The organism is Streptomyces sp. NPDC060000 (genome assembly GCF_042737375.1).
Lineage (GTDB): Bacteria > Actinomycetota > Actinomycetes > Streptomycetales > Streptomycetaceae > Streptomyces.
In genome coordinates, this window is record NZ_JBHWUU010000024.1 from 36,097 (window position 1) to 49,219 (window position 13,123).

Here is a 13,123-nt window from a genome sequence, read left to right on the forward strand (position 1 = left end):
GGTCAACTCACTGTCACCATGTGGACCGCACAGTCACAGCCAGTGCGGTTGTCCGTCCACGGGCCGGTGACCGGCCCGTCGCCGTCCGGTCGCCGTCCGACTGTCGACCGACTGGCGACCGGCTGATCAGCCGGTTGTCCTCCGGCCGCCGTGAGGTTGCCCTGAGGTTGTCGTGCGGGCGGAGGCCGGGTGGGGTGCCGCACCGTCACTTGGCCGCGGAGCCCGCCGTGGCCTCCGCTCCGGACGACTCCCGTGCCTCCGCCGGCCCGCCCACCGTCGCCTCGGCCGCCGCGTACAGGTCGGCCGCGCGTACTCCGTTGAGTGCGGTGACCAGATGGCCGTCGGGCCGGATCAGCAGAACGGTGTGGGCGGCCGCGCCCGGGTAGCTCTCGGCCACCAGCAGTTCGGCCGGGCTCGGCAGGGCCGTCACGGCGGCGGCGAGCCGGGGCATGATCCCGGCGCTCACCCAGTGCCTGCGCTCCCACACGCCCGTGCCCGGCGCGATCAGCAGGACGAGCAGGGCGCCGCGCCCCAGCCGGTCCCGCAGCCGTACGAACGAGCCGTCCTCCGCCGTCACGCGCACGTCCTCGACCGGCGCGCCGGGCGGTGTGTCCACCGGCACCTCCGCCTCCAGGTGCCGGGGCGTGAGCGGTGAACCGTCGTAGGCGCCCGGCGCGCCCAGCGGGCCGCGGCCCAGGTGGCCGTCGGTGAGCAGCACGTCGTGGCCGCGAGCCGTGCCGGGGACGTACGCCCTTATGCCGGCGCCGCCGCGCAGCACCGGCAGCGCCTGGTCGGCGGCGCGCAGCCGGGCGGCCACGGCCGCGCGCCGCTCCGCCTGGTAGCTGTCGAGCAGCCCTTCGTGCGACCCGTGGTGCCAGGCCAGGGCCAGCTTCCAGGCCAGGTTGTCGGCATCCCGCAGACCCTCGTCGAGACCCTGGGTGCCGAACGCGCCGAGCAGGTGGGCGGCGTCCCCGGCGACGAAGACCCGCCCCACGCGCCAGCGGCGGGCCAGCCGGTGGTGCACGGTGTGGACGCCGGTGTCGAGCAGTTCGTACGGAGGCGTGGAGCCGCCGCTCCAGCCCGCCAGGGTCTCGCGGATGCGCCCCACGAGCAGTTCGGGCGTGACGAGGTCCTTGCCGGGCAGCAGCCAGTCGAGGCGCCAGACACCGTCCGGCAGTGGGCGTCCGGTGACCTCCCCGGCGGAGGGACCCGATGCCCGCCACGGCGGCGTCCGATGGAGCAACGCCTCGTCGGCCCACGGAAGTTCCGTGCGCAGTGCGGCCACGGCGTGTCGTTCCACCGCCGTACGGCCGGGGAAGCGGATGTCGAGGAGCTTGCGGACCGTGGAGCGGGGGCCGTCGCAGCCGACCAGGTGGCTGCCGCGCCACCAGGTGCCCCGGGGGCCGCGCGTGTGGGCGGTGACGCCGGAGGGTTCCTGCTCGATGGTGTCCAGGCGGCTGTCCACGGCGATCTTCACCAGCCGTTGTCCCGCGAGGGCGGCGCGCAGGATCCCCGTCAGCACATGCTGGGCGACGTGCAGCGGAGCGGGGTCTGTCGCGTCGTCGAATCTGACCTCGCGCGTCACCTGCTTGCGCCGCATCGACCGCCATCCGGCCCAGTGGACCCCGGCCTCGTCGAGGGACGCCCCGGTGAGCCGCTCGATGAGCGCGGTGGTGTCCGCACGCAGGACGACGGTGCGCGCGAGCCGTGGTTCGTCCTTGCCAGGGCCCTCGTCGAGAACCACGCACGGCACCTGCTGGCGCGCCAGCGCAAGGGCGAGAGTGAGCCCCACGGGCCCGGCTCCGACGATGATCACCGGGTCCATGGCGTGCCGCCCCCTGCCCGCGACGGTGTCCTCAGGGACGTAAGTGAACAAGAGGTAGGAGCAGGGTGCACGATCACAGAACGTATGCAACCCACTGACGCTGATTGCGTCAAGCGACGGAGGCAGCGGCGCGCTGGCCACTGCCTCCGTACAGGTCACCTCACTTGAGTGGGCGTCAGGCCGACGCGCCGCTCCCGAAGCCGCCGCCGACCTCGGCCGCGTTCAGATCGTCGACCTTGTCCACGCCGAGCACCGCGCCCGTGCTGCGCTTGCTGCGCCGCAGTCGGCGCTCCAGCCAGCTGGCGAAGCTGGTCAGGATGAAGTTCAGCACGATGAACATGATCGCGACGACGATGAAGCTCGGGATCACATTGGCGTAGTTGGCCGCGAGCGTGCCGCGCGAGTTGAGCAGCTCGGTGAAGCCGATCATCACACCGCCGAGCGCGGTGTCCTTGACGATGACCACGAGCTGGCTGACGATCGCCGGGAGCATCGCCGTGACCGCCTGCGGAAGCAGGATGCTGCTCATCGTCTGGCCCTTGCGCAGGCCGATGGCGTACGCGGCCTCCGTCTGTCCCTTGGGCAGGGAGAGGATGCCGGCCCGGACGACCTCGGCGAGCACGGCCGCGTTGTAGAGCACCAGGCCGGTGACGACCGCGTAGAGCGGCCGGTCCTCGCTCGTGACGTCCGTCGAGCGGGCGTAGAACTCGTTGGCGAACAGCATCAGCAGGAGCACCGGGATGGCGCGGAAGAACTCGACCACGGTGCCGGCCGCACCCCGCACCCAGCGGTGGTCGGACAGCCGTGAGATCCCGAAGAGCGCGCCGAGCGGGAGGGCGATCACCATGGCGAGCGCCGCGGCCTTCAGCGTGTTGGCGAGGCCGGGGAGCAGGTACGTCGTCCAGGCCTCGGACTCGGTGAACGGCTTCCACAGGGCGGACGTCAGCTGGTCCTTCTCGTCCATCTTCTGCCACACCCACCACACGAACAGGGCGAGCAGGACGAAGAAGACCACCGAGAAGAGAACGTTTCGCCGCTTCGCGCGGGGGCCGGGAGTGTCGTACAGGACCGAGCTCATCGCTTCACCGCCAGTCGCTTGCTGAGCCAGCCCAGGATGAGGCCGGTCGGCAGGGTCAGTACCACGAACCCGAACGCGAAGACCGCGCCGATGAGCAGCGTCTGCGCCTCGTTCTCGATCATCGTCTTCATCAGGTAGGCGGCCTCGGCGACGCCGATGGCGGCCGCCACGGTGGTGTTCTTGGTCAGTGCGATCAGGACGTTGGCCAGCGGCCCGATGACCGAACGGAAGGCCTGCGGCAGCACGATGAGCGTCAGGGTCTGGGTGAAACTCAGCCCGATGGCCCGGGCCGCCTCCGCCTGTCCCATGGGCACCGTGTTGATACCTGAGCGGATCGCCTCGCACACGAAGGCCGCGGTGTAGGCAACCAGGCTGAGCACGGCCAGCCGGAAGCCCTGGACGTCGAAGTCGTCGCTCCCCATGGTCATACCGAAGATGTCGGCGAGACCGAGCGAGCTGAAGAGGATGATGACCGTCAGGGGGATGTTCCGGACGACGTTGACGTAGACGGTGCCGAACCCGCGCATCAGCGGAACCGGGCTCACTCGCATCCCGGCCAGCAGGGTGCCCCAGATCAGGGAGCCCACGGCGGAGAGGGCGGTGAGTTTCACCGTCATCCAGAACGCCCCTAGGACGTCGTAACCATCAAGAAAGTCGAACACGATCTCCCGCGCTTCCGGGTGGGTGGCGTATGAGGAGGGCGGGGCGCGCCGCCGCCGTGATCGCGACGGACGGCGGCGCACCGCAAGTAACCCGCTGTGGCTGAGCCGTGGTTACGAGGCGTTCGGGACGATGACGCCGATCTTCGGGGCCTGCTCGTTCTTGTAGTTCGCCGGGCCGAAGTTGTCCTTGACCGCCTTGTCCCACGAGCCGTCGCTGACCATCTGCTCCAGCGCCTTGTTGATCTTGTCGACGGTCGCGGTGTCGCCCTTCTTGACGCCGACGCCGTAGTTCTCGTTGCTGAGCTTCAGGCCGGCGAGCTTGAACTTGCCCTTGTACTGGTCCTGGGAGGCGAAGCCGGCGAGGATCGAGTCGTCGGTGGTCACCGCGTCCACGGCGCCGCTCTGGAGGCCGGCGATGCACTCCGAGTAGGAGCTCACCTGCTTGAGCTGCGCGTCCGGGGCGATCGTCTTCTTGACGTTCTGCGCCGAGGTCGAGCCGACCACGGAACACAGCTTCTTGCCGTTGAGGTCCGTGCCCTTGGAGATGTCCGAGTCCGACTTGATCAGCAGGTCCTGGTGGGCCAGCAGGTACGGGCCGGCGAAGTCGACCTTCTTCTTGCGCTCGTCGTTGATCGAATAAGTGGCCGTGATGAACTTGACGTCTCCGCGCGAGAGGGCGTTCTCGCGGTCGGCGCTCTTGGTCTCGACGAACTCGATCTGGTCCGGCTCGTAGCCGAGCTGCTTGGCGACGTACTTGGCGACGTCCACGTCGAAGCCGGCGAAGGACCCGTCGGGCTTCTTCAGACCGAGGCCGGGCTGGTCGAACTTGATGCCGACCTTGATCTTTCCGCCGCTGCCGCCGCTGGCGCTGCTGCTGCCGGTGCTGTCCTTGTTGTCGTCGCCACCGCAGGCGGTGGCGGTCAGGGCGAGGACGAGGACTGCGGCGGAGGCGGCGGTGACCTTGCGAAGCTTCATGAGGAACTTCCTTAGAAGAGTGATGAAGTAGTGCGTGCGGTGCGGGTTCCGTCAGTGCTGCAGGTCAGTGCTGCAGGCCGATAAGCAGGTCAGTGGTGCAGGATCTTCGACAGGAAGTCCTTGGCACGGTCGCTGCGCGGATTGCTGAAGAACTGGTCGGGCGCAGCCTCTTCGACGATTCGCCCGTCCGCCATGAACACCACGCGGTTTGCAGCCGATCGTGCGAAACCCATCTCATGGGTGACGACGATCATGGTCATGCCGTCCCGGGCCAGCTGCTGCATGACTTCGAGGACCTCGTTGATCATCTCGGGGTCCAGAGCCGAGGTCGGCTCGTCGAAGAGCATGACCTTCGGGTCCATCGCCAGCGCCCGCGCGATGGCCACGCGCTGCTGCTGACCGCCCGAGAGCTGTGCGGGGTACTTGTCGGCCTGGGTTCCCACCCCGACCCGGTCCAGGAGGGCGCGGGCCTTCTCCTCGGCCTTCTTCTTGTCGGCCTTGCGGACCTTGACCTGGCCGAGCACCACGTTCTCGAGCACGGTCTTGTGGGCGAACAGGTTGAACGACTGGAAGACCATGCCGACGTCGGCGCGCAGCCGGGCCAGCGCCTTGCCCTCCTGGGGCAGCGGCTTTCCGTCGATCGTGATCGTGCCCTCGTCGATCGTCTCCAGGCGGTTGATGGTGCGGCACAGCGTCGACTTACCGGACCCGGAGGGTCCGATGACCACGACGACCTCGCCGCGGTCGATCGTGAGGTCGATGTCCTGGAGAACGTGCAATGCGCCAAAGTGCTTGTTGACGCTCTTCAGGGCGACCAGTTCACCGCTCGCGACCGCGTCTTCCTTGGTCACCGATACTTCGGTCATCGCTCTCGGGCTCCGTCCTCCTCGGTTTCGGAGGACAGTAGTGACCAGCCGCGACCAGCGTCATTACATCTGAGGGGAATCTGAGCATCACGATCCGATAGCAATCGGACACGTGTCGTAGCACTTGCGACCTGCGGGCGTATTGGGCGGATAACGGAAGCCGGGAGCAACCGGAACCCGCTTGACGGCGTCCTCGTCCATCAGCGTGACTGCCATGATGCACACACGCGTGTGCCGCGTTCTCGCCGACGCAGAACCGAACGCCCGTTGTAGTGAGTCAGACCGTATGCACGATGAACCGGAGGAGGCCGGCATGAGACTGCTGCTCGTCGAGGACGACAACCATGTAGCCGCCGCCCTGTCCGCGGTGCTGAAGCGGCACGGTTTCGACGTCACGCACGCGCGCAGCGGCGAGGAGGCGCTCCAGGCGCTCGTTCCGGAGGGCCCCGGCTTCGGCGTCGTGCTGCTCGACCTGGGCCTTCCCGACCAGGACGGGTACGAGGTCTGCGGCAAGATCCGCAAGCGCACCGCGACACCGGTGATCATGGTGACGGCCCGTTCCGACGTGCGCTCCCGCATCCACGGCCTCAACCTGGGGGCCGACGACTACGTGGTGAAGCCGTACGACACGGGGGAGCTGCTCGCCCGCATCCACGCCGTCAGCCGCCGCACCGTCCACGAGGACCCGGCCGCGGACGGGGAGAACGCGCTGAGCCTGGGCTCCGTGCACATCGAACTGCCCACCCGGCGGGTCACGGTGGACGGTTCGGTCGTCCAACTCACCCGCAAGGAGTTCGACCTCCTGGCGCTGCTGGCCCAGCGCCCCGGTGTGGTCTTCCGCCGGGAACAGATCATCAGCGAGGTGTGGCGCACCAGCTGGGAGGGGACCGGCCGGACCCTGGAGGTGCACGTGGCCTCGCTGCGCGCCAAGCTGCGCATGCCCGCGCTGATCGAGACCGTACGCGGCGTGGGTTACCGGCTCGTCGCCCCGGCCGCGTAGCGGGGACCGCGATTTGCGTACCCGTCTCCTGCCGCTGCTCATCGTCCTGATGGCGGCCGTGCTGCTGGCCCTCGGGGTGCCGCTGGCCGTCAGTGTGGCGGGCGCCCAGCAGCAGAACGTGGTCGTCGACCGCATCGACGACACCGCGCGGTTCGCGGCGCTCGCCCAGTTCGTCACCGCCTCCTCGGACACGGGCGACTCCGCGTCGGCGTCCACGAACGAGCGACGCAAGACGCTCAGCCGGGAGCTCGACAGCTACTACGACGTCTACGGCATTCGCGCCGGTGTCTTCTATGGCACCGACACCCCCATGGCTCATGCTCCGAGGGACTGGTACCTCCCCGAAACGGGGGAGGTGCGGGAGGCCTTCGAGGAAGCGAAGCTCAGCCGTCGCAGCCACGACCCGCAGCAGGTGTGGCCGTGGCAGCGCAACCGGCTGGTCGTGGCATCGCCGGTCATCCGGGACGGTGACGTCGTCGCGGTCGTCGTCACCGACTCGCCCACCGGGCCGATGCGGTCGCGGATCCTGCACGGCTGGCTGGTCGTCGGCGCCGGTGAGGTCGCCGCGATGCTGCTGGCCATCGGCGCCGCCCTGCGACTGACCGGCTGGGTGCTGCGGCCGGTGCGCGTCCTGGACGCCACCACGCACGAGATCGCGAGCGGCCGCCTGAAGTCCCGGGTCGCGGTGGGCGGCGGGCCGCCGGAACTCCGGCGGCTGGCCGGAGCGTTCAACGAGATGGCGGACAACGTCGAGGACGTGCTGGAGCAGCAGCGCGCCTTCGTCGCCGACGCCTCGCACCAACTGCGCAATCCGCTCGCCGCACTGCTCCTGCGCATCGAACTGCTCGCCTACGAACTCCCGGAGGGCAACGAGGAGATCGCTTCCGTCCAGAACGAGGGCAAGCGCCTGGCCCAGGTCCTGGACGACCTGCTCGACCTGGCTCTGGCCGAGCACGCCGAGGCCGACCTGCGGGTCACCGACATCGGCGCGCTGGCCGCCGAGCGCGTCGCCGCCTGGGCGCCCACCGCCGGGGCAAAGGGCGTCCTGCTGGTGGGGGACTGCCCGCCCACCACCGCGTGGGCCGACCCGGTGACGCTGTCCAGCGCGCTGGACGCCGTGATCGACAACGCGGTGAAGTTCACCCCGGAGGGGGAGAGCGTCACGGTCACGGTCGCGGCCGACGGCGAGACCTCGACCGTCGTCGTCACCGACAACGGGCCGGGGCTGACCGACGAGGAACTCACGCGCGTGGGCGACCGCTTCTGGCGCAGCGGCCGCCACCAGAACATCAAGGGCTCGGGCCTGGGCCTGTCCATCTCCCGGGCCCTGCTCGCTGCGGGCGGTGGCTCGCTCTCGTACGATCATCACGAGCCCGGGGGACTGAGGGCGACGGTGACGGTCCCGAGGTCGCCGATCTCCTGGCCGGCGAGCCAGGGAGCCGACGAGTCAGGCACTCGGCGGGACAAGGGTCCTACGGCTTGACGGAGCGGTAGTAGCGCCGGGCACCGTCGTGCAGTTTCAGCGGGTCGGTGTAGATGGCCGTGCGCAGGTCGACCAGTTGTGCGGAGTGCACGTGCGCGCCGATGAGGTCCCGGCTCTTGAGCACGGTCCGGGTCAGCCACTCGGTGAGCCGGGGGGCAATGTCCGTACGGGTCATCAGCAGGTTGGAGACCGCGATGGTCGCCACGGTCGAGCCGTTCTGGATGGTGGGGTAGGCCGACTCGGGCATGTTCGTGGCCCGGTAGAACCCGGTGGAGTCGTCCTGGTCGTGCATCTTGGCGACGAGCTCGGGGCCGATCGGCACGAACCGGAAGGTGTAGGTGTCGGCCAGTTTCTCCAGCCCGGCCGTCGGCACCCCGCCGGACCAGAAGAACGCGTCGATCTTGCCCTGCTTCAGCTGCGCGGGGCCGGTGTCGATGCCGCGCGCCACCGCCGTGATGTCCTTCGCCGGGTCCAGACCCGCCGCCTTGAGCACCCGCTCGGCGATCAGCCGCACACCCGAGCGGGGCAGCCCGGTCGCCACGGTCCGGCCCCGCAGGTCCGCGACGGACCGGACGTCCGAGCCACGCGGCACCACGAGCTGGACGTAGTCGTCGTACAGGCGGGCCACCCCGCGCAGCCGGGCGGCCGAGCCGGGATGCTGCTTCTCGTACGTCTCCACCGCGTCGGCCGCGGCGATGGTGAAGTCGGCCGTGCCGGTCGCCACGCGCGCGACGTTCTCCTGCGAGCCGTTGCTGGTCGACAGCTTGACGTCCAGGTCGGGCATGTCCTTGGCGAGTTCCGTGCGCAGGCGGCTGCCGTACTCGTAGTAGACGCCGCTCGTCGTGCCCGTGCTGAAGGTGATCGACCCGCTCGGCGGGTCCTCACCCAGCGGCAGCAGCCACCACAGCAGCAGGCCGAGGACGACGACACCAGCGGCTGTGCCCTGGAGGGCACGGCGCCTGCCGATACGGGAGAACAACGAGGACATGGGCGCGATCCTGCCAGCCGGTACGCGGTGCCGGCCAGGGCGGGGCCCACAGAGGCGGTTCCGGAGGGAGTGTCGGTGGCCGTCGTTACAGTTCGGTGCATGAGTTCTTCGCCCGCCGGCCTGGTCCGTGAGTTCCACCGCGCCTTCGGGCTCGACGCCCGCAGCGCGCCTACGGAGGTGTCGCCCCGCCTCGCCGCGCACCGCGGTGAGCTCCTCGCCGAGGAGGCGGCGGAGGTCGCCGAGGTGTCGGTGAACGGCCCGCTGGACCGGCTCGCGCACGAGCTGGCCGATGTGGTCTACGTCGCGTACGGCACGGCCCTGGTGCACGGGATCGACCTCGACGCGGTACTCGCCGAGATCCACCGGTCGAACATGACCAAGCTGGGTCCCGGCGGCCAGGTCGCCCGCCGTGCAGACGGCAAGGTACTCAAGGGTGAGCACTACGAGGCGCCGGACGTGTCCGCGGTGCTGCGCCGCCAGGGATGGGCCCCTGACGGCGCGGCCTGAAGGCCGGGCGGCCGGTTACTAGGCGCCGCCGCCCGCCAGCTTCCACTCGCGGTGCACCGCGCCCAGCGGAATGTCCCGCTGGAACACGGGCGTGCCGAAGATCGTCAGCTGGAGCCGCAGGGTGCCGCTCAGGTCGACACCGCCGTACACGGCCCAGGAACCGTCGGCGTCGAACACCGAGTCGGTACCGGTGACCGTGCCGGTTCCCTCACCCCGGACGTAGGGCGCCAGATCGGCGACGACGCCCACACTGCCGTAGAGGCCGACCGTGGCCTGGGCGCCGAGGGCCGCCTTCACGCTCCCCGCGGTGGTCACCGAGGTGCGCACCGGGGTGCTCTGCATGTCCGAGGAGCTGACGGGGGTCCAGCCCTGGCCCAGGCCGAAGGTGCCGCCCGCCTTGAATTCGCCCTTCAGGTTCTGCTCCACGTCGACGGTGATCCTTCCGTCACCGCTGATCTGGATGTAGCAGGTCAGGTCCAGGTTGACCACGACGGGCACAGGGCCGACCTGGAGGACCGGATCGGCGTGCAGGGTGGCGAAGGGGATGCGCACCGGCGTGACGGAGCCGCCCGCGCGGCCCTTGAGCGACCAGCCGGAGGTCCAGTCGCCGGACACGCCCAGATACGCCGAGGCGGGCGCGGCGCCCGCGCCCTCGCCGCCGTAGCGGAAGTCCACCTGCGGGGCGACCTGTACAAAACCGGAGACGGAGGCGCCCGCCGACGCGGAGGTGTTCCCCACGGTCGGCAGATCGGCCCGCACGTCGAGCCGCAGGCTGCCGAGCGGAACCGTCGCTCCCGCCGGACCGATGTGCACGTCGGCCGTCTTCGACCAGGAGACGTCGACATCGGGCAGCAGCTTGTCGACGTCGAACGCGGCCGGGTCGACCGGCACGCTGCCCTTCGCGGTGTCGTCCCCGAGGAGGGCGTTGAGCTGGGCCGGTGCGGTCTGCACCTCGGTTCCCTCGGCTGTCTCGCCGATCACTTTCGTGACCTCGGCGAGGAGCCCGTCCGGCGCACCGGGCGCCGGCGCGCTGGCGATGACGTCGCCGACGGAGGTGCGGTGCGGTGCCTGCGACGCGCTCGGCGGGCGCGAGGAGGAAGGCGAGGATGAGCCCGAATTCGGCGCAGACGCGGAGGGCGTGGTCGGCGTGGAGGAGGGTGCCGAGGGGGAACTCGTCCCGCCTGCGCCGTCGTTGGAGTCATCGGAGCCGTGGGAGCCGTTGGACGGGATGCCGGAGGCGATGACGGCCCGTCGGGTCCTGCTGTCGTACGAGCTGACACTGAGCTTCGTGCGATGGGCCTGCCCGTCGGAGCCGCCGGGGTGGGCCGCCGCGGTCGCGGTGCTGCCCGTGGGTGCGGCGGCCACCGCCAGCGAGCGGTCGGCGACCGAGGCGGCGGCTTCCGCGTCGGCCTGTGGGCCGGCCGCCGATGGGGAGGAGGCGGCCTGCGAGGAAGGTGAGGAGCAGCCTGCGGCGAAGAGGAGGGCGGATGCGGCTAAGGCTGGCATGAGGGCATTGAGGTGCCTCGTGCGTCTGCGCAAGGTCAGTCCTGGAGGTGGGGGTGAGAGAAGGGGGGACCGGCCTGACAGCTGTTTCCTACTGGCCGGTAACGAGCCATGAGCATGCCATGACTGTCCCGTCGGCACTCCAGGATCCGGACACCCCACGGTGTGACGTGGGCCACCGGGAGAACGGCACCGGCCGCCGACGGCCCGGCTGCCTCGCGCCGAACAACGCCGACACCCAGCTTCGTCCCGGCCGGGGTGCGAGGGCTTGGGCGTGTCGTCCGGGCCTCCGCCGGGACGCGGACGCGCCCGACAGTCCGGCGGTGGCGATCGAGAACTCTCCGCGCGCCGCGAGCGCACCGCCCGCGCGCCAGCGTCCCTTGAGCGAGATCCCGGCCCGCCGGGCCGCCCGGTAGCCGCTGGCGATCTTCGTCGCGGCGGTGACGACAGCCGGCGCGCGAGGGCAGCTGGACCGGCGGGATGCTCGCCGGGTCGTGTGCAGCCCCGCGACCGCCTGGAACTCACCCGCTACGCGATCCGCGCCGGCCTCATCGACGTCTGACGCCCGGTCCCGGCGGGGAGCGCGATCGCGCGGCCGTCCCCGGGGCAGACGGGCGTTCTGCTGGGAGCGCCTACCCTTGAGCCATGACCAGCAGCAGCGACCGGAGCCTCGCAGTGGACGTTCAGGTACCCAAGAGCTACGAGATCCGCACCTATGGGTGCCAGATGAACGTTCATGACTCCGAGCGGTTGTCCGGGCTGCTCGAGGAGGCCGGGTACGTGCGCGCCCCCGAGGGGTCGGACGGCGACGCCGACGTCGTCGTCTTCAACACCTGCGCGGTGCGCGAGAACGCCGACAACCGGCTCTACGGCAACCTCGGCCGGCTCGCGCCGCGGAAGGCGAGCCGGCCCGGGATGCAGATCGCGGTCGGCGGCTGCCTCGCGCAGAAGGACCGCGACACCATCGTGAAGAAGGCTCCCTGGGTGGACGTGGTCTTCGGCACGCACAACATCGGCAAGCTCCCGGTCCTGCTGGAACGCGCGCGCGTGCAGGAGGAGGCCCAGGTCGAGATCGCCGAGTCGCTCGAGGCCTTCCCCTCCACCCTGCCTACGCGGCGCGAGAGCGCCTACGCGGCGTGGGTGTCGATCTCCGTCGGCTGCAACAACACCTGCACCTTCTGCATCGTCCCGGCCCTGCGCGGCAAGGAGAAGGACCGCCGTACCGGCGACATCCTCGCCGAGATCGAGGCACTGGTCGGTGAGGGCGTCTCCGAGATCACCCTGCTCGGCCAGAACGTCAACGCCTACGGCTCCGACATCGGTGACCGCGAGGCCTTCAGCAAGCTGCTCCGCGCGTGTGGCGCGATCGAGGGCCTGGAGCGCGTCCGTTTCACCTCCCCGCACCCGCGTGACTTCACCGACGACGTCATCGCCGCCATGGCCGAGACGCCCAACGTGATGCCGCAGCTGCACATGCCCCTCCAGTCCGGCTCGGACACCGTGCTTAAGGCGATGCGCCGCTCCTACCGGCAGGAGCGTTACCTCGGGATCATCGAGAAGGTCCGTGCCGCGATCCCGCACGCGGCGATCACCACCGACATCATCGTGGGCTTCCCGGGCGAGACGGAGGAGGACTTCGAGCAGACCCTGCACGCGGTCCGCGAGGCCCGCTTCGCGCAGGCGTTCACGTTCCAGTACTCCAAGCGCCCCGGCACGCCGGCCGCGACCATGGAGAACCAGATCCCCAAGGAGGTCGTGCAGGCGCGCTACGAGCGTCTCGTCGCGCTTCAGGAGGAGATCTCCTGGGAGGAGAACAAGAAGCAGGTCGGCCGCACCCTGGAGCTGATGGTGGCCGAGGGCGAGGGCCGCAAGGACGGCGCCACCCACCGTCTCTCCGGCCGCGCCGCCGACAACCGCCTGGTCCACTTCACCAAGCCGGAGCAGGAGGTGCGCCCCGGTGACGTCGTGACCGTCGAGGTGACGTACGCGGCCCCGCACCACCTCCTGGCCGAGGGCCCCGCACTCGAAGTGCGCCGCACGCGCGCGGGGGACGCCTGGGAGAAGCGCACCGCGGAGAAGGCGGCGAAGCCGGCCGGCGTCCTGCTCGGTCTGCCCGGGATCGGCGCGCCCGCGCCGCTGCCGGTGGCCACCGGCAGCGGCTGCGGCTGCGACTGACGCCCGGCGCGACACCCCGGTCGGCGGCCCGGGGGATCCCGTACGGGGCTACCCTGCCGAT

The 13,123-nt window shown here is 70.3% G+C and carries 11 protein-coding genes and 1 pseudogene; 4 read left to right on the forward strand and 8 right to left on the reverse strand.

What is annotated here, in order from left to right:
* Window positions 1-205: 205 nt before the first annotated feature.
* From ACFWBB_RS15165 to ACFWBB_RS15185, 5 genes are all read right to left on the reverse strand, one after another.
* Window positions 206-1,825, reverse strand: coding sequence for an FAD-dependent monooxygenase (locus tag ACFWBB_RS15165; protein ID WP_385271328.1), 1,620 nt, complete (start codon window positions 1,823-1,825; stop codon window positions 206-208).
* 175 nt (window positions 1,826-2,000) lie between these two features.
* Entirely contained in the window at window positions 2,001-2,903 is a 903-nt protein-coding gene (locus ACFWBB_RS15170) for an amino acid ABC transporter permease (protein ID WP_385271205.1), read from the reverse strand.
* Window positions 2,900-3,565, reverse strand: a complete 666-nt coding sequence (locus tag ACFWBB_RS15175) for an amino acid ABC transporter permease (protein WP_385271208.1) — start codon at window positions 3,563-3,565, stop codon at window positions 2,900-2,902. Before ACFWBB_RS15175 ends, ACFWBB_RS15170 begins: the two co-directional genes overlap by 4 nt.
* Window positions 3,566-3,676: 111 nt before the next feature.
* Entirely contained in the window at window positions 3,677-4,540 is an 864-nt protein-coding gene (locus tag ACFWBB_RS15180; RefSeq protein WP_385271211.1) for a glutamate ABC transporter substrate-binding protein, read from the reverse strand.
* 89 nt (window positions 4,541-4,629) lie between these two features.
* A complete protein-coding gene (locus ACFWBB_RS15185) occupies window positions 4,630-5,406 on the reverse strand; it encodes an amino acid ABC transporter ATP-binding protein (RefSeq protein ID WP_385271214.1) in 777 nt (258 codons plus the stop codon).
* A 313-nt stretch (window positions 5,407-5,719) separates the two neighbouring features.
* Here ACFWBB_RS15185 and ACFWBB_RS15190 point away from each other — a divergent pair, with 313 nt between their 5' ends.
* Complete coding sequence (locus ACFWBB_RS15190) at window positions 5,720-6,406, forward strand: response regulator transcription factor (RefSeq protein WP_385271217.1); 687 nt, start codon at window positions 5,720-5,722, stop codon at window positions 6,404-6,406.
* A 13-nt stretch (window positions 6,407-6,419) separates the two neighbouring features.
* A complete protein-coding gene (locus ACFWBB_RS15195; RefSeq protein ID WP_385271220.1) occupies window positions 6,420-7,889 on the forward strand; it encodes an ATP-binding protein in 1,470 nt (489 codons plus the stop codon).
* Here the strand turns inward: ACFWBB_RS15195 and ACFWBB_RS15200 are convergent.
* Window positions 7,879-8,877: a TAXI family TRAP transporter solute-binding subunit gene (locus ACFWBB_RS15200; protein ID WP_385271223.1), complete on the reverse strand. Its 999-nt coding sequence runs from the start codon at window positions 8,875-8,877 to the stop codon at window positions 7,879-7,881. The genes ACFWBB_RS15195 and ACFWBB_RS15200 overlap by 11 nt on opposite strands.
* Window positions 8,878-8,976: 99 nt before the next feature.
* Between ACFWBB_RS15200 and ACFWBB_RS15205 the strand changes: the two genes are divergently transcribed.
* A complete protein-coding gene (locus tag ACFWBB_RS15205) occupies window positions 8,977-9,384 on the forward strand; it encodes a MazG nucleotide pyrophosphohydrolase domain-containing protein (RefSeq protein ID WP_385271226.1) in 408 nt (135 codons plus the stop codon).
* 18 nt (window positions 9,385-9,402) lie between these two features.
* Here the strand turns inward: ACFWBB_RS15205 and ACFWBB_RS15210 are convergent, their stop codons facing one another.
* Window positions 9,403-10,890, reverse strand: a complete 1,488-nt coding sequence (locus ACFWBB_RS15210) for a hypothetical protein (protein WP_385271229.1) — start codon at window positions 10,888-10,890, stop codon at window positions 9,403-9,405.
* A 306-nt stretch (window positions 10,891-11,196) separates the two neighbouring features.
* Window positions 11,197-11,393: pseudogene (locus ACFWBB_RS15215) on the reverse strand (cation:proton antiporter); the annotation flags it as partial.
* Between the two features lie 139 nt (window positions 11,394-11,532).
* Here ACFWBB_RS15215 and miaB point away from each other — a divergent pair.
* A complete protein-coding gene (gene miaB / locus ACFWBB_RS15220) occupies window positions 11,533-13,062 on the forward strand; it encodes a tRNA (N6-isopentenyl adenosine(37)-C2)-methylthiotransferase MiaB (protein ID WP_385271232.1) in 1,530 nt (509 codons plus the stop codon).
* The last annotated feature ends 61 nt before the right edge of the window (window positions 13,063-13,123 follow it).